Here is a 16481-nt window from a genome sequence, read left to right as displayed (position 1 = left end):
GGTCACGCAAAACGATGCCGTAGGGCATAGGCCACAGCCAACCCAACTCCTACGATGCGAACCAGGTAAACCCTGGGTGCGCGTCGATCAAGCAAGCCGCCGATTGTCGAACCGGTGTGTCTTCTCCCCGACCGCAACCACGACCATGCGCCTCGTGACGCAGGGACATGTGCACTTCACCAACAAAAACAAGATCGAAGGAGACACACTATGCAGCCGGTAAATGTTTATGCACTTGCGGTGGACTCAACGTTCAACCGCTTCCATGGGCTCATACTTTTTTGGTGTGTGCTCATTCTGATCATCGATGGCTATGACCTCGCCGTCGTCGGCGCTGCTCTTCCGGCAATCATGAAAGACATGAACATCGATCCGACCAGCGCCGGCGTCATGGCCGGTGCTGCACTCTTTGGAACGATGCTTGGCGCAATTTTTCTTGGCACGCTGGCGGACCGTATTGGCCGGCCGAAAATGATCGCCATCTGCGTAGCGCTGTTCAGCATTTTTACCGCCGCGGCAGGGCTGACCAGCGACCCTATCAGTTTCAGCATCTCTCGCTTTGTCGCCGGCCTTGGTATTGGCGGTGTACTGCCCATTTGTACAGCGCAGATGGGGGAGTTTTCCCCGCTCAAACTTCGCACGCGCCTGGTGACCCTGGTTTTCGCGGGCTACTCCGTAGGCGGTATTCTGGTGGCGCTCACTGGCAAGCAGCTCATTGAGAGCTACGGCTGGCAGTGGGTGTTTTATGTAGCACTGCTGCCTGTACTGCTGATCCCCCTGATCCTGAAGACCATGCCAGAGTCCATCGGTTATCTGCTCAAAACCGGCCGTCAGGAGGAACTGCGGGCTATCGCACGCAAAATAGACCCGACGCTCCAGATCGACGAGAACACCGTGATGGTGGGCAACGCTGCGGTCCTGGATAAACAGCAGGCACCCGTTCGGCACCTGTTCAAGGAGGGCCGGGGTTTCAGCACGGTGATGATCTGGGCGGCGTTCATGACTGGCTTGTTTATGGTCTACGCCCTTAACTCGTGGCTGACCAAGCTGATGGCGATGGCTGGTTTCAGCCTGGGCTCGGCGTTGAATTTTGTGATCGTGTTCAACGTGGGCGCCATCGTGGGTGCTATTGGTGGTGGCTGGCTGAGCGACAAGCTCAACATCAAGCACGTGCTGGTCGGTTTCTACATCGTGGGCGCCATTGCGCTGACTGTCTTGGGCTATACGCGCTCAACGACGCTATTGTTTCCGGTGGTATTCGTTGTCGGGGCGTCCACCTTGGGTACCCAGTTGCTGGCCTATGCCTATGCGGGTGATTTCTACCCCTCAACGATTCGTTCGACTGGCGTGGGCTTTGCGTCGGGGGTCGGTCGAATCGGCGCCATCGTTGCCCCTGTTCTTATCGGCTGGCTGGTGTCATTGAACCTGCCGCTCGAGAAAAACTTCATGGCCATCAGCCTGGCTGGCCTGATTGGCGCGGCCGCGGTCACCCTGATCAATCAGTCGCGCGCTGACTCTACACACGTTCGAAAGGCAGCGGCCCTCACTCCCTGAAGCGTTGCGTATCCCCTGTACCCGAATCTGTAAGCCATAAGGCATGAAAATGAACCGCTTATCCCAGCCGCCAGTACCAGCTGAGCTACTTAGCCAGACGATTGATTGGGCGATCGCTTCACGACGCAGCATTCGGGCGTATCTGCCCACGCCTGTACCACGGGAAGAAATCGAGGCGATCCTGGATGTCGCCCGTTTTTGCGCGACAGGCGTGAATATGCAGCCTTGGCGTGTCCACGTAATCACCGGTGCCGCCAAGGCTCAGGTTTCACGGGCTATCGCTGAGCTGGACAACGATCCGTCGCTCAGCGGTGACCTTGAAGACGCTTATGAGTACTACCCACGAGAATGGACATCGCCGTACGTGGACCGGCGCAGGAAAGTGGGTTGGGACCTTTATGGCCTGCTGGGCATCGCCAAGGGTGACAAGCAGCGCATGCACGCTCAGCACGGACGCAACTACCGTTTCTTCGATGCGCCTGTCGGTTTGCTGTTCACCATTGACCGGGTGCTCAAGGAGGGGAGCCTGCTGGACTACGGCATGTTTTTGCAGGCGGTGATGGTGGCGGCGCGAGGAAGAGGGTTGCATACCTGCCCACAGGCAGCCTTTTTGAAGTACCACGAGGTTATTTCCAACGCGCTCGAGATTCCCGCCGAACAGATGCTGGTATGCGGAATGAGCCTTGGCTACGCCGACGAAAACAGCATTGAAAATACGTTGGTGACTGATCGTGAGCCAGTGAGCGCGTTCACTACGTTTCATCACAATAATAAGGAGTCAACACCATGAAGCCTGGTGCCTACGAGAATGGGTTGGAGCAATCCAAGGCCAACTATCTGCCCCTGACGCCCCTCGGATTTCTGGATCGCGCGGCCCTTGTCCACCCGGACCGGGTCGCCGTGGTACATGGTGACCTGCGCAGAACGTGGCGCCAAACGCGCGAACGCTGCTATCGGCTCGCCAGTGCGCTTTCCAACGAGGGCATGGGGGCAGGGGACACGGTTTCGATCCTGTCCCCCAACACCCCAGCCATGCTCGAGGCCCATTTTGGCGTGCCGCTTTGTGGCGCGGTGCTCAATACCGTCAACTACCGCCTCGATGCGGAAGGCGTGGCATTCATCCTGCGTCATGGGGAATGCAAGCTTTTGTTGGTGGATCGCGAATTTGCGGCGCTCGCCGTTGCCGCCCTTGAACGCCTCGAGCACCCACCCGTAGTCATCGACATCAATGATCACTTGGCGCCCCTGGGCAGCAGCATTGGCGATGTCGACTACGAAACCTTTATCGGCCGCGGCAGCCCGGATTTCCAAGGCGTGTGGCCCAGTGATGAGTGGCAGCCCATCGCACTCAATTACACGTCCGGCACCACAGGCGATCCGAAGGGGGTCGTGGCCAGCCATCGCGGTACCTATCTCATGAGCATGCTGCAGATGACCAACTGGCCCCTTTCCCGGGCGCCACGGTACCTGTGGACATTGCCTATGTTCCACGCCAACGGCTGGTGTTTTACCTGGGCTATCACTGCCGCTGCTGGCACCCACGTGTGTTTGAGAAAGGTCTCGGCAGAAGCGGTGTTCGATGCGATAGATACCCAGGGTGTCGATCACTTCTGCGCGGCACCTATTGTGATGGCCATGATCGCCAACTCAGCCGATCGTCCCCCGCTTGAAACGCCGGTTCGCGTGCTGACGGCGGGCTCTCCGCCTCCGGCAACCGTGCTTGATGCCGTCGTTTCCTTAGGCTTCGACGTTGACCACGTGTACGGCATTACCGAAGTATCCGGCACACCGATCAGTTGTGTCTGGCAGGACGGTTGGAATGCGCTCGCGCAAAGTGACCAAGGCGCCTTGCGCGTACGCCAGGGCGCTCGCGCGGCTGGATTTGAGGGCCTGATGGTGGCTGATGCTGACACCCTGCAGCCGGTTCCAAAAGACGGCCACACCACCGGAGAACTGCTGCTCAAAGGCAACACCGTGATGATGGGTTATCTGAAAAACGAAAACGCGACGCGCAAAGCCTTTGAAGGTGGCTGGTTCCACACCGGTGATGTCGCAGTGGTACACCCTAACGGTTATATACAAATCACCGACCGCTGCAAGGACGTCATCATTTCCGGAGGAGAGAATATCTCGTCCGTCGAAATTGAAGAGGCCATCCACTGTCACCCGGCTGTTTTGCATGCGGCCGTCGTCGCGCAGCCTGATGACATATGGGGCGAGGTTCCGTGCGCGTTTATCGAACTCAAAGGCGGGGCTGAGCGGCCTACCGAAGCCGACATGATCGCGTTCTGCCAAGCGCGCCTTGCCCGCTTCAAATGTCCTCGCAGAGTGATCTTCATGGAGTTGCCCAAGACCGCGACCGGGAAAATCCAGAAGTTTCTTCTGCGAGAACAAGCCGGCAGTCGCGATGCAATTGTGCGTTTAGCATCGAGTGGTTGAGCCGAGTTCATTTCGCCCAAGGCGGTAGGGCTCAATCGTTGATATTTCCACCGCATCGTCATCGAGCGTTTCGCATCCAACTCACACGCTGCCACCCATCAAGCAGTGAGCACTCATGCACACTACAAAAACAAAGGGCGCCCACAATGTCGAACAAAAACAATAAACTGTGGTTGGTTTTAGCTATTGCTTCCCCTGCATCCGTCGCATACGCCGATATCGTAAAGGATGCAAAAGGAAGTCTGGAACTCCGTAATTTTTACTACAACCGCGATTACCGAAACGACGGGGCAACTCAATCGAAGCGGGATGAATGGGCTCAAGGTTTCATTCTTAATCTGCAGTCAGGCTTCACTGAAGGCCGGGTTGGCTTCGGTATCGATGCCCAAGGCCTTCTAGGTGTGAAGCTGGACTCGAGTTCGGATCGAACGGGTTCTGGACTCCTCGCCTACGATTCCCAGCGGAACGTCGAAGACGAATACGCAAAGATGACCTTGACCGCGAAAGCGCGTATGGGGCGAAGTGAAATGAAAATAGGCGGGCTCAGCCCGCTGATGCCCCTGCTATGGAGCAACAACAGCAGGCTGCTGCCGCAAGTGTTTCGCGGCGGCATGCTGGTATCCAATGACCTGGATCCACTCTCCATTACGGCGATAAGAGTCAATGCCGTCAGGCAGCGTAACTCCACAGACTTCGAGTCTCTAACCACATTTGGCTATCGGGCTATTGAAGCCGATCACTTCAACTATCTTGCGTTCGACTATAAGGCTCTACCCACGCTGACGCTCAGTGCGCATGCCGCACAGCTTGAGGATCTATATCGGTCGAACTTCTTTGGCATGAAGCTGAACCAACCCATCACTCGCGGTAGCGTTATCGCAGACATTCGCCTGTTCGATGCGAAAGAAGCCGGAGATAAGAACTTAGGGGAGGTGGACAATCGGACACTGAGTAGCTACTTCGCTTACAGCCTTCAAGGTCATACCTTAGGCGGTGGGTATCAGAAAGCATGGGGCGACACCCCGTTCGCCTTTGTTAATGGAACGGACACCTATCTGTTCGCTGAGTCGCTCGCGAGCACATTTACAGCGCCCAATGAACGTATCTGGTTCGCGCGCTATGACTTCGACTTCGTAGCCGTTGGCGTTCCCGGACTTACCCTCGGCCTCAAGTATGTGAGCGGCCAAGATGTTGACCCAACGGTGCTGACGACACGCCAGGCGGCTGCGTTGAGAGCGGAAGACGAAGAGGGGAAAGAGTGGGAGCGTGTGACTGACCTTACTTACGTTGTGCAAGGCGGCCCGGCGAAAGGTGTCGCCGTGCAGTGGAGAAACTCGACCAATCGCTCGACCTACGCCGACAGCGCAAACGAAAACCGCCTCATTGTTCGTTATACGCTGAACTTCTAGTCGAGCATTGGGCGTTTTTCTCAGTCGGCTTCTTCATTGGTTCTTTCTGAGATGCCTGGCTTTTATCGTCGCGTTCAGCGGCTTTGATGCGCACAACAAGAGGTTCATCCCGCAGCTGTTGCAATCGGTTCATACAACGACAAGCGCCGCTGATCCCTGGAGGGACAGCGGCGTTATTGTTTAACGCCTGAGGCTATTTGTAATGTTGCTCAAACACCGCCAATTGCTCAGGCTTGATCAACTGAAAGGGCACCCAGACGTCCGTTTCCACCGGCTCTCCCTTGATCATCTTGAGTGCTGCCTGTACCGCGCTGGTCGCCTGGGCCTTGGGGTCCTGGAACACCGAGGCGACCAGCATCCCGCGCTTGATCGCCGCCAGGCCGTCGGGCAGGCCGTCGATGCCGACGATGGCGACCTCGCCCTTGGCTTTGCCGGCCTGCTGCAAGGCCATGGCCGCACCGATGGCCATCTCGTCGTTGTTGGCGACGATGGCGTCAAACCGACTGCCGGCCAGCAACCAGTTGCTGGTCAGGTCCATCCCTTTGTTACGCTGCCACTCGGCACTTTGCTGCTCGACGATCTTGATCCCGGGATAGTCCTTGAGCACCTGTTTGACGCCTTCGGTGCGGTCGTGGGTGGCGTTTTGCGCCAGGTCGCCCATGATGATCGCCAGATTGCCCTTGCCTCCGAGCTTTTCGGCCAGGTAGCGCATCTGCAGTTGGCCGGCCTCAATGTCATTGGACGCCACCGTAACGACGCCTTTGGGCAAGGTGCGCTCGTCCGGGTGACGGTTGACGTAGACCAGTGGCGTCTTCGCTTCGACCGCGGCGCGGGTGATGTTGGCCGTGGCGGAGGTGTCTACCGGCAGGACAATGACCGCATCCACTTTCTGGTTGATAAAGCCTTGGACCTGGTTGAGTTGGCGCACCACATCGCCTTGGGCGTCCTCGAACTGGATGTGCACGTTTTCCTTTTTCGCGGCCTCGTCCAGGCCGTTACGCACATAGGTCATGAAGTTGTCGTCGACCCTGGCGATGCTGACGCCGATGCGGTATTCGGCGGCGGCCCATTGGCTGAACAGCAACAGCAGGGTGGCGAAAAGCAGTGTGCAACGACGCATGATGGTTTTCCTTTTGTTGTTATGGGTTGTACGTCACCAAGAGATGAAAATCTGCCGCACGTTTTGAATTCGGCGCGGCTTTATCCATCAAGCGTGAAGGCCTGCCGGAAACGCTCAAGCGCGACCTCGCTGTCACCGCTGGCCCAACCTTCGAGGCCGACGACACCGCTGTATCCCATGCCGAACAGGGCCCTGGCAATGGCGGGATAGTGGATTTCACCGGTGCCGGGCTCCATGCGCCCCGGGACGTCGGCGACCTGGATTTCGCCGATGGCGTTGCCGGCGCGCTGGATCAGTTCGATCAGGTTTCCTTCGCCGATCTGCGCGTGATAGAGGTCCAGGTTCATCTTCAGGTGGGGGCTGCCCACGGCTTCGATCAGCGCCAGGGTATCGTCAGCGCGGGCGAACGGCGTGCCGGGGTGGTCGACTTCGGTATTGAGGTTTTCCAGCAGGAATACCCGACCTGCGTCTTCGCCCAGGCGGGCGATTTTTTCCAGCGTCTTGCAGGCGCTCAACCACATGCGGCCGGTGGCCTGGGCCACGGGTTTGACCGGCAAGCCCTGGGCGTCCAGGCCGGTGCCGTGCAGGTTCAGGCTCGGGCAACCCAATTGAGCGGCGACGGCCAAGGACTCCTGGGCGCTGTCGAGCAGCTGCCGGATCGCCTCGGGATCGGTCAGGTTGCCCGAGAGGTAGCCGGTCATGGAGGTGAAGTCCGCGCCGGTCGCGGCGAGGGCTTGGATGTCTTTGCTCGCCCAGTTCCATATCTCGACGCTGAAGCCCAACGCATGGATGCGTTTGACCCGTTCGATGAAGGGCAGGTCGATGAAAACCATCTCGGCGCTGATCGCCAGTTTGAACGGTATGAAGCTCATGAAAGCGCTCCTTGCACACGCACCGTCTTGCCCTGTTGGAAGGACTCGATACAGGCGCGGGCGATGGCCAGTGCCGCCCGCGCGTCTTCACCGCTGGCCAAGGGTTTTTCTCCACTGCGCACGCAGTTGGCGAAGTGGTTGAGCTCGGCCACATAGGCATCCCGCAGCAAGTCGGTGTCCATGCGCTGGGTGTCGGCCTGGACCCCATTGGCCAGATACCGCAGCAAGTCAGAGTCGTTGACGTTGCCCATGGTCAGCATGCCAGCGCTGCCGAACACTTCGCCGCGGACATCGTAGCCATACACGGCCTGGAAGTTGGCCTCGGCCGTGGCGATGGCACCATTGTCGAAACGGATGGTGACCACCGCGGTGTCGAGAAAACCTTTGTCCTTGTAGGCGGGGGCGATCAGGGCATCGGCCATCACAAAGACCTCAACCGCCTCGGCACCCGGATTCAGGTAGCGCAGGGTATCGAAGTCATGGATCAGGGTTTCCAGGAAGATCACCCATTGCGGCGACGCGGCCGGGTTGTTCAGCGCCGGGTCGCGGGTCAGCGAGCGCAGCAGTTGTGGCGTACCGATCCGGCCGGCAACGACGTCCAGGTGAGCGGTGCGGAAACTTCTGGCAAAACGGCGGTTGAAGCCGACTTGGAGCGTCACTCGTGCATCGGCAGCGGCGGCGATGGCGCGGTCAGCTTCGTCCAGGGTGATGGCCATCGGTTTTTCACAGAACACCCCTTTGCCGGCCCGGGCCGCACTGATCACCAGTTCGGCATGGCTGCGTGCCGGGGCGGCAATCAGCACGGCGTCGATGTCCGGGTCATCCAGCAATTGCTGTGGATCGGCATAGACCTTCTGCACGTCCAGTTCTGCTGCCAGTCGTGCGGCCTGGCCAGGGGTAGGATCGGCGATGGCGGCGAGGCACGCGCCGGGGATGTGCCGGGCGGCGGTCAGGCCGTGAAAACTGCCCATGCGACCAGCGCCGATAAGGCCCAGGCGGAGGATCTTGGATGTGCTCATGAACATGACTCCCTTTATTGTTTTTACGACTCGGCGATAAGAATGTCCTCGTCTGTTCATCCAGGGAGCAAGCGCTGTGCCAATAGCTATATTGTTGATATTTAACGGTTTTAATTTGAATGACTGTTCATTTGAATGACATGTCTATACTGACATGTCGAAAATATGAACATGTGGCCGGACAATGGATCAGCAACCTGCAGCATTGAGCGCCGAAGACCGCGATTACCTCACCACCCTGGGCCCTGCGTCGTTGAACGAAGGACCCAGCACGGCGCTGGATGAGGCCTGGCGAGCGTGCTTGCGGGGGGAGGTTGATCCTCCTGCCGGGATCCGCCGGGTGATTTGGGCGTCCTGGTTGCGCAGCGTCAATGCCGGCCTCGATCCGGAAGACGGCGAGTACCGTTTTGTCGCGCCTGCCGACCTGACCGCGACACTGGCCGCCAACCGGCTGCTGATCGCCGCGGCGGCGCAAGTCATGCGCGGTTTGCTCGCTTATAACCCCAGGGGCCATATCAACCTGACCGATGCCGAAGGCACGACGTTGTACTTCTGTGGCCTGGACCTCACCCCCAGAGGCAGTCGACTGCTGGAATCGATACAGGGCACCAATTGCACCGGTCTGGCGATCGTCGAAGACCGTTTGGTGTATGTGCTGGCCGAGGAGAACTTCGGGCTTGGCCTGCGCCAGCGCCGCATGCATTGTGCCGCCGCGCCAATCCGCGATGCCCAGGGCCGGACGCTGGGTATGTTGACCTTGACGGCGGAGCCGGGCTGGTTTCATTTCCATACGCTGGGCACCGTCCAGGCCGCGGCCGAGGCCGTCTCCAGGCAGATGACACTGCAAGCCTTGCTCGAGGAGCAACAAACCGTCCTTGAAGTGCTCAACGAGGGGTTGGTGGTATTGGATGAGCGCGGCTGCATCAAGGCGCTCAACCATTACGCCCGACAATTGTTCCGCGTGGGGCATGACCTGCTCGGCAGTCCGTTCAAGAGCCTGGGCAAGAGCGAATTGACCGATGCGGTCCTGTTCGGGGGCGGGGAAGGGGTACGGGACCTGGATTGCACCTTTGAACTGCACGACCGCAGCCATCTGGCCTGCCTGGTGTCGGTCTGCCCGCTGGAGCAAGGTGGACGGATTGTTTCGTTGCGCGAGAACCGACGCATCCGTGAAATCACCCGGCGGATCATTGGCACCCAGGCCAGCTACACCTTCGAAACCATCCTGGGCCGCTCACAGGCGATTCAGGATGCACTGCACCTGGCCCGGATTGCCAGTCGCAGTGATTCCACCACGCTGATCCTCGGTGAGAGCGGCACGGGCAAGGAACTGTTCGCCCAGGCCATCCATAATGCCAGCGACCGTAGTGGCGGGCCTTTCGTGGCGGTCAATTGCGGGGCCATTCCCCGTGACCTGGTGCAGAGCGAACTGTTCGGTCATGTCGAAGGCGCCTTCACCGGATCGGCTCGCGGTGGGTCGGCAGGCAAGTTCGAATTGGCCGATGGCGGGACGATCTTCCTCGACGAAATCGGTGACATGTCCTTCGATGCGCAGGTCAGCTTGCTGCGTGTCCTGCAGGAAGGCGAGGTGACACGGGTGGGGGCGAAGAAATCGCTGCGGGTCAACGTTCGCATCATCGCCGCCACCCATCGCAACCTGAGCCAGGCGGTGGCCGAGGGCGCCTTTCGTGAGGACCTTTACTACCGGCTCAACGTGCTGAACCTGACGGTGCCGCCGCTGCGGATGCGCCGCGAAGATGTGCCGTTGCTGGCGCGGCATTTTCTTGCGCGGTGTGCCCGGTCGCTACGCAAGACGATGCAGGACCTTTCACCAGGGGCGTTGGAGATGCTTGGCGGCTATCACTGGCCGGGCAATGTCCGTGAGCTGGAAAACGTCATTGAGCGAGCGACCAACCTGGCGCTGACCGAACTGATCGAACCGAGCGATCTTGCGCTGGAAATCAGGCAGCGAGGACGGCCATCGCCGTGGGTAGGTGTGCCTGAGCCGCGGACGGCTCCGGACCTGGGCACCCATGAGATGAATGCCATCATCGCCGCCCTCAAGGACACGCGCGGAAATATCCGCCTGGCCGCTCAACGGTTGAATGTGTCACGTGGCGGGCTGTACAACAAAATGAGTCGATTTGGGCTCAAGGTCGATGCGTTTCGTTCGTAGCGGGTGGCGCAACGCTGACGGTGAAACGGGCGGTCAGTTTGCCGCCCGATCAACCCATTGCCTGGCTAAGTGGAGTCAGAAAACGGTTTTCTTGAAGGGGCGAACGGAGACGCCCCGATAGAACGACAAAATGGCCAGCACCTGCACGATGACGGCTGCTGTCACGACAGCGACGATGGCGTGATTCGGATCGGTGAAGGCGGCGCGCAACAGGCCAAAAAAGGCCGGGGCGAAGGCGTAGGTGGCCTGGCTGATCGCAACCATCAGGGCGATCACCCTGGCGGTGTGTTCACGGCTGAACTCCGCCTGTGCTATCAGCGGCGGCAAGGAGGTGGCATTGCCAATGCCCGAACCGATCAGCACCACGGCTATCCAGGCCACTGTCGGGTGAAGGTCCAGGCCCAGAAGCATCAGCGTGCCCAGCATCTGGACGGTATAACCGAGGCAAGCCAGCTGTCGGCGATTCATACCTTGGGTCATCAAGCGTGCGGCGACGTATCGCCCGCCTATCGCACTGGCGGTGGCCAGCCCCATGGCGAATGAGGCGTCATGGGCCCCCATGCGTCCCACCAGGATCGAGTACAGGTGCGCGATCAAGCCGATCTGGGCGAACAGCCCCAAGGACATGCCGGCTGCCAGGGTGCGGAAACTGGCCGACCTGAGCGTCTGCATGACGGTCCACTGCGCGGGGCTGGCGCTGATTGGCACGGGGGCCGGCGGGGCTGCATTGTCGGGATGTTGTCCCTGGCTTTGTGGGGTTTTGTTGAAAACCAGGAAGGCGAAAGCGCCTATGAGCAGCACCGCGATGACGCTGATCAGCGCCGCCGCCGGGGCAAAGCCGAAACGCTCGATCAGCCACACCCACAGCGGCGAAAAGATCACGCCTCCCAGGCTGGCGCCGTTATAGGCCTTGCCCAAGGCCTTGGGTCTTTCCTTGACGTACCACGGCGCGATGAGGGTGTTAACGGCCGCGGCCCCCAATGTCACCCAGCCGATACCCGAGCAGACGGCGCCGGCATACAGCACCCAGGGCTGGTTGGCCTGCGCCCAGAGGTTCACGCCGATGCCCAGGACGATGCTGCCAAGCAAGGTGATGGCGGGGATGCCGAAGCGTGCATAAAGGCGTGGCAGGTTGGCGATGACCATCGTGCCGCTGAGAAAGTGCAAGGTCACGGCAGCCGAGACTTGGGCGATTGGCCAACCCGTGCGCTCAATGACCGCCTGCATGTAAATCGGCGGGCCATAGAAGCCGATTCCCCAACCGATCATCGCCAGGATGAACGTGCAGGCCAGTACGGTTTTGCCAAAAAAACGGGTGTGTGTCATCGCCATCTCCTCCAGGGTGGCTCACAGACTATGCGCGCGACAGGTTCCTCACTTCGTGGTGCGTCGAACAATGGATGTCGAGCACGATTGCTTGTCCAGATCCAGGCCGGGCGCGACAAGGGTGGGTTTTCAGCGATCCGGAACCGATCAGGGGGCCGGGGCAGAAAGGATGTTACAAACTTGCTATTTCCCTTTCGGGCCGATGACAGCAGAGCCGACTATCCTTGCGGACACTGAACGTAAACGCTGCATCCATAAAAAAAGAGACGCCATGTCACATTATGATCGCGCCATAGGCTCCAGGCCCGGCATCTCACGCGGTGATCGAAGCTGTTTGACCAGGTCCCGGTTGCTCCGGATAGTTTCAATGACGATGCTCTGTCTTTTCACGGCAACGCCTGGGTATGCCCAGGACCTGCCCGCCGCGACGGACACGACGGTGACGGTGGCTCAAGCGCAGGAAATGGTGGCCAGGGCCACCCTCGGTGCCGTTCCCTGGAGCGGCCCCGAGTCCGGTCCGCCCGCCCAGCGCGGCAAGAGCATCGCCATTGTCGCGGAAGATATGCGCAACGGCGGCATTGTCGGCGTGGCCCAGGGCGCCCGCGAGGCCGCCAAGGCGATGGGCTGGACGCTGAGGGTATTCGATGGCGCTGGATCCTCGGCCGGGCGTGCAAAGGCCTTTGCCGACGCCCTGGCGGCGAACCCCGATGGGCTCATTCTGTGTGGCGCCGATGCCCTTGAAAACAAGGAGGCGCTGGCTGTCTTCGCCGACAAGGGCGTGCCGGTGGTGGGCTGGCACGCCGGGGAGCGCCCCGGACCGATTGTTGGCACACCGATGGCCATGAACGTCACGACCGACCCGCTGGAAGTGGCTCGCATCACGGCCATGGCGGCGGTGGCGCAGTCGAACGGAAAGGCCGGGGTGGTGATCCTGACCGACTCCAGGTACAGCATCGCCATGGCGAAAGCCAAGGCCATGGAAAGCGTCATTCGGGCCTGTCGGGAATGCTCGTTGCTGGAGATGCGCGATGTCGCGATCTCCGAAAGTCGCGAGAAGATGCCGGCGATCACCACGGAACTGCTTCAGCGCCATGGCAAGCGTTGGACCCACACACTGGCCATCAACGACATCTATTTCGACTATGCGGTTGCCACCTTGGCCAGCGCCGCGATACCCCGCGACGGCATCAGTCTGTTGTCTGCCGGTGACGGTAGCGCTTCGGCGTTCTTGCGCATACAGGAAAAAAACTACCAGACCGTCACCGTGGCCGAACCGCTCAATGTGCATGGCTGGCAAGTGATCGATGAATTGAATCGACTGATGGCGGGCCAGCCGGTGAGCGGCTTCGTGGCACCGGTTCACTTGGTCAATGCCGACAATATCGCTTTGGACGGCGGGACGAAGCTGCTGTACGACCCAAGCAATGGTTATCGAGAGATCTATCGATTCCAATGGAATCCCTGAGCGTTGCACATGGTTTCACGGCAGGGGGGCCTGGGGCTTCCAGGCTGCCAACGCTCCGTCGAAAAATAATCTCGTCGACCTGTCGATTTGGACCATTGCCATTCGATTAGCCCGTAGAGCCGCCACAAGGGTGGCCATTCTCAGGAGATACGAGCATGCGATTTATGGTGATCGTCAAGGCCAGTCCGGAATCGGAAGCCGGAGAAATGCCCAGCGAAGAACTGCTGGCCGCCATGGGCGCCTACAACGAAGAGTTGGTCAAGGCCGGGGTGATGCTCGCCGGTGAAGGCCTGCATCCCAGTGCCGAAGGCGTGCGTGTGCAGTTTTCCGGCAAGAACCGGACTGTCGTCGATGGGCCCTTTGCTGAGACCAAGGAGCTGATCGCCGGCTTCTGGATCTTCAAGGTCCAGTCATTGCAGGAGGCCATCGATTGGGTCAAGCGTTGCCCGAATCCGATGGTCAGCGACAGCGAAATCGAAATCCGCCAGATCTTCGAACTCGAGGAGTTCGGCGAGTCCTTTACCCCCGAGTTGCGCGAGCAGGAGGAGCGCTTGCGGGCGCAGATGGCCGGTCAATCGTGAAACCGACGACAGGAGAACCCAGCATGAGAATCATCCCGTACCTGACCTTCAACGGCCGCTGCAAGGAAGCCTTTGCATTTTACAAGGACGTGCTTGGCGGCGATCTGTTTTCCATGTCCTATGCCGAGGCGCCCGAGGACGTCGGCATGCCCAAGGACGCCAGCCTGATCATGCACGCCTGCCTGACCGTGGGCCATTTCAGCCTGATGGCGTCCGACTGCCCACCGGGCCAGCCGTATAGCAAACCACAAGGCGTATCGATTTCCCTCAATGTCGACAGCGTGAAGGAGGCCGAGCGGCTGTTCGAACGCTTGAGTGAGGACGGTCACGTGCAGATGCCCTTGGACAAGACCTTCTGGGCGGAACGCTTCGCCATGTTCGAGGACCGTTTTGGAATCGCCTGGATGGTCAATTGCGAGGGCCAGCCATAAGTCGAACGCTGCCTGGTTGCGATGCGCCGCCTGGCCCTTGGCAGCGCTCGCGACATGCCTCACTTCCTGCCCATGGATTGACGATTCTGGCGAGTACGCTTGCCAGGTTTTCCCTCCATCGTGTGAACCTTGCGCCAATACTGCGTTCACTTATTGAGTTGCCGCTTTACATGACCCTGTGGGAGCGAGCTTGCTCGCGATGACGGAGCGTCAGTCTCTATCCCTGTTACTGATCCACCGTCATCGCGAGCAAGCTCGCTCCCACAGGGGGGCAGTCTGAATCTGACGGTGGCCCCAGTGCCGATAAGGACTTCGCATGCACCCGACCTCATCCACATTCCCCTTGAACGCCACAGTCGAACGCGAGCTCAGCCCGCGCGCGGTCAGCACGGGGATCGTCCTCGGTATCCTGCTGACACCTTCCAATGTCTACGCCGGGTTGAAGATCGGTTGGTCGTTCAACATGTCGATCATTGCCTTGCTGATCGGTTATGGCATCTGGCAAGGCTTGGCCAGTCGATCAGTGGGGCGACTGCCCTGGACCCTGCACGAAAGCAACATCAACCAGACGGTGGCTTCTGCCGCGGCGTCGATCATTTCCGGTGGGCTGGTCGCGCCCATCCCGGCCTACACCCTGCTGACCGGCCAGCAGTTGGATGCCATTCCCATGGTGGCCTGGGTTTTTTCGGTGAGTTTCCTGGGGATCTGGATCGCCTGGTACCTGCGACCCTCACTGCTCAATGACAAGGCGCTGAAATTTCCCGAAGGCATGGCGACCCTGGAAACGCTGCTGCACATCTACAACCACGGCCACGAGGCCGCGACGCGTTTGAAGGTGCTGCTCGGCGCCGCGTTGCTGTCCGGGCTGGTCAAGGCGGTCGACACCTTCATGTGGGCCATCCCGCGCTGGTCTCCGAGTGCTCAACTGGAGCGCCTGACCTTTACCGCGGACCCTTCGCTGCTATTGGTGGGGTTCGGCGGGATCATCGGTATTCGCGTGGGCCTGACCCTGCTGCTCGGTGCTGTGCTGGCGTGGGGCGGGTTGGCGCCGTGGCTGTCGGACCAGGGCCTGGTGCAGTTGCCGCACGGCAGCAGCGGCCCGCAGTTCGCGGCGCTGGTGGAGTGGTTACTGTGGCCGGGGGTGAGCCTGATGGTCTGTTCGACCCTGGCCTCACTGGCGATTCGCTTGTGGGCATTGCACCGGTCCACCAAGGCGGGCGGCGGGGCGATCTGGACGATACCCAAGCCTGGGCCTGCCGCCGGTTTCGCACTGTCGATCCTCCTGGTGGTCAGCCTGCAAGTGCTGTTGTTCGGTATCAACCCGTGGATGGCCTTGTTGACCATTCCCCTGGCGATCTGCCTGGCGGCGGTGGCGGCCCGGGTGGTCGGCGCCACGGGTATTCCGCCAATCGGGGCCATCGGGCAATTGTCCCAACTGAGTTTCGGCATCGTCGCCCCGGGCCAGGTGCCGATCAACCTGATGAGCGCCAACACCGCCGGTGGTTCGGCCGGGCAGTGCACCGACTTGATGAACGACTTCAAGGTCGGCCGGGCGATTGGCGCCACGCCGCGCAAGCAATTGATCGCCCAGACCCTGGGTATTTTCATCGGTAGCATCGTCGGCGTGCTGGCCTATCTGGCCCTGATCCCGGATCCGCAAACCATGCTGCTCACCGAAGAGTGGCCGGCCCCGGCGGTCGCCACCTGGAAGGCCGTGGCGCAAACCCTGACCCTGGGCCTGGATTCATTGTCAGCGAGCATTCGCTGGGCGATTTTCATCGGCGGCCTGGTGGGTTTGTTGTTGGGGATCCTCGACAGCCTGCTGCCAGCGCATCGGGCCCGCTACCTGCCGAGCACGGCGGCCCTGGGCCTGGCCTTCGTCCTGCCGGCCTCCGTGTCCTTGATGATGGCGCTCGGTGCGGTGCTGACGTGGCTGGTGAGCTGTCGCTGGCCGAGCCTCACCGAACGCTTCGCCATTACCGCGGCGGCGGGGTTGATTGCCGGGGAGAGCATTACCGGAGTGGGGGCGTCGTTGTGGCAGATGCTGGGGGATGGGTGAGTAGACACCCATCGCCCAATCGTGCCGTCG

Annotated in this window: 13 protein-coding genes; 9 read left to right on the top strand and 4 right to left on the bottom strand. The window is 60.3% G+C overall.

The window, feature by feature from the left end; translation table 11 throughout:
• The first annotated feature begins 210 nt into the window (after positions 1-210).
• From J4E53_RS05600 to J4E53_RS05585, 4 genes are all read left to right on the top strand, one after another.
• A complete protein-coding gene (locus tag J4E53_RS05600; protein ID WP_060742822.1) occupies positions 211-1554 on the top strand; it encodes an MFS transporter in 1344 nt (447 codons plus the stop codon).
• A gap of 49 nt (positions 1555-1603) precedes the next feature.
• Positions 1604-2344: a nitroreductase gene (locus J4E53_RS05595; protein ID WP_060742821.1), complete on the top strand. Its 741-nt coding sequence runs from the start codon at positions 1604-1606 to the stop codon at positions 2342-2344.
• Positions 2341-3993 (top strand): AMP-binding protein, encoded by a 1653-nt coding sequence (locus J4E53_RS05590; RefSeq protein WP_060742820.1) that lies wholly within the window; start codon positions 2341-2343, stop codon positions 3991-3993. Before J4E53_RS05595 ends, J4E53_RS05590 begins: the two co-directional genes overlap by 4 nt.
• Positions 3994-4139: 146 nt before the next feature.
• Positions 4140-5402 carry an OprD family porin gene (locus J4E53_RS05585; protein WP_060742819.1) on the top strand — a complete coding sequence of 421 codons (1263 nt, stop codon included), beginning with the start codon at positions 4140-4142 and terminating at the stop codon, positions 5400-5402.
• A 193-nt stretch (positions 5403-5595) separates the two neighbouring features.
• Here the strand turns inward: J4E53_RS05585 and J4E53_RS05580 are convergent, their stop codons facing one another.
• The 3 genes from J4E53_RS05580 to J4E53_RS05570 all read right to left on the bottom strand — a co-directional run bounded on the left by J4E53_RS05580 (position 5596) and on the right by J4E53_RS05570 (position 8413).
• Positions 5596-6522: a sugar ABC transporter substrate-binding protein gene (locus J4E53_RS05580; RefSeq protein ID WP_103308127.1), complete on the bottom strand. Its 927-nt coding sequence runs from the start codon at positions 6520-6522 to the stop codon at positions 5596-5598.
• 80 nt (positions 6523-6602) lie between these two features.
• Positions 6603-7394 (bottom strand): TIM barrel protein, encoded by a 792-nt coding sequence (locus J4E53_RS05575; protein WP_103308128.1) that lies wholly within the window; start codon positions 7392-7394, stop codon positions 6603-6605.
• Complete coding sequence (locus J4E53_RS05570) at positions 7391-8413, bottom strand: Gfo/Idh/MocA family oxidoreductase (protein ID WP_103308129.1); 1023 nt, start codon at positions 8411-8413, stop codon at positions 7391-7393. Before J4E53_RS05570 ends, J4E53_RS05575 begins: the two co-directional genes overlap by 4 nt.
• A 184-nt stretch (positions 8414-8597) precedes the next feature.
• Between J4E53_RS05570 and J4E53_RS05565 the strand changes: the two genes are divergently transcribed.
• Positions 8598-10589, top strand: a complete 1992-nt coding sequence (locus J4E53_RS05565; protein WP_103308130.1) for a sigma-54-dependent Fis family transcriptional regulator — start codon at positions 8598-8600, stop codon at positions 10587-10589.
• A 75-nt stretch (positions 10590-10664) separates the two neighbouring features.
• Here J4E53_RS05565 and J4E53_RS05560 read toward each other — a convergent pair whose 3' ends face one another.
• A complete protein-coding gene (locus J4E53_RS05560) occupies positions 10665-11915 on the bottom strand; it encodes an MFS transporter (protein ID WP_060742814.1) in 1251 nt (416 codons plus the stop codon).
• 445 nt (positions 11916-12360) lie between these two features.
• On the opposite strand from J4E53_RS05560, the gene J4E53_RS05555 reads away from it, so the two are divergent.
• From J4E53_RS05555 to J4E53_RS05540, 4 genes are all read left to right on the top strand, one after another.
• Complete coding sequence (locus J4E53_RS05555; RefSeq protein ID WP_103308161.1) at positions 12361-13380, top strand: substrate-binding domain-containing protein; 1020 nt, start codon at positions 12361-12363, stop codon at positions 13378-13380.
• A 155-nt stretch (positions 13381-13535) separates the two neighbouring features.
• Entirely contained in the window at positions 13536-13961 is a 426-nt protein-coding gene (locus tag J4E53_RS05550; protein ID WP_092165420.1) for a YciI family protein, read from the top strand.
• 23 nt (positions 13962-13984) lie between these two features.
• Positions 13985-14392: a VOC family protein gene (locus J4E53_RS05545; RefSeq protein WP_103308131.1), complete on the top strand. Its 408-nt coding sequence runs from the start codon at positions 13985-13987 to the stop codon at positions 14390-14392.
• Positions 14393-14708: 316 nt separating this feature from the next.
• Positions 14709-16451: an OPT family oligopeptide transporter gene (locus J4E53_RS05540; protein WP_103308132.1), complete on the top strand. Its 1743-nt coding sequence runs from the start codon at positions 14709-14711 to the stop codon at positions 16449-16451.
• Positions 16452-16481: the final 30 nt, after the last annotated feature.

The sequence above is a fragment of the Pseudomonas sp. FW305-28 genome (assembly GCF_017351395.1).
Classification (GTDB): domain Bacteria; phylum Pseudomonadota; class Gammaproteobacteria; order Pseudomonadales; family Pseudomonadaceae; genus Aquipseudomonas; species Aquipseudomonas fluorescens_AA.
Note: the sequence above shows the minus strand (reverse complement) of the source record. Positions and strands in the feature narration are given on the sequence as shown.

Coding starts and splice junctions, on each gene's coding strand:
- J4E53_RS05600 (WP_060742822.1), top strand. CDS start 211: ATGCAGCCGGTAAATGTTTATGCACTTGCGGTGGACTCAACGTTCAAC.
- J4E53_RS05595 (WP_060742821.1), top strand. CDS start 1,604: ATGAACCGCTTATCCCAGCCGCCAGTACCAGCTGAGCTACTTAGCCAG.
- J4E53_RS05590 (WP_060742820.1), top strand. CDS start 2,341: ATGAAGCCTGGTGCCTACGAGAATGGGTTGGAGCAATCCAAGGCCAAC.
- J4E53_RS05585 (WP_060742819.1), top strand. CDS start 4,140: ATGTCGAACAAAAACAATAAACTGTGGTTGGTTTTAGCTATTGCTTCC.
- J4E53_RS05580 (WP_103308127.1), bottom strand. CDS start 6,522: ATGCGTCGTTGCACACTGCTTTTCGCCACCCTGCTGTTGCTGTTCAGC.
- J4E53_RS05575 (WP_103308128.1), bottom strand. CDS start 7,394: ATGAGCTTCATACCGTTCAAACTGGCGATCAGCGCCGAGATGGTTTTC.
- J4E53_RS05570 (WP_103308129.1), bottom strand. CDS start 8,413: ATGAGCACATCCAAGATCCTCCGCCTGGGCCTTATCGGCGCTGGTCGC.
- J4E53_RS05565 (WP_103308130.1), top strand. CDS start 8,598: ATGGATCAGCAACCTGCAGCATTGAGCGCCGAAGACCGCGATTACCTC.
- J4E53_RS05560 (WP_060742814.1), bottom strand. CDS start 11,915: ATGACACACACCCGTTTTTTTGGCAAAACCGTACTGGCCTGCACGTTC.
- J4E53_RS05550 (WP_092165420.1), top strand. CDS start 13,536: ATGCGATTTATGGTGATCGTCAAGGCCAGTCCGGAATCGGAAGCCGGA.
- J4E53_RS05545 (WP_103308131.1), top strand. CDS start 13,985: ATGAGAATCATCCCGTACCTGACCTTCAACGGCCGCTGCAAGGAAGCC.
- J4E53_RS05540 (WP_103308132.1), top strand. CDS start 14,709: ATGCACCCGACCTCATCCACATTCCCCTTGAACGCCACAGTCGAACGC.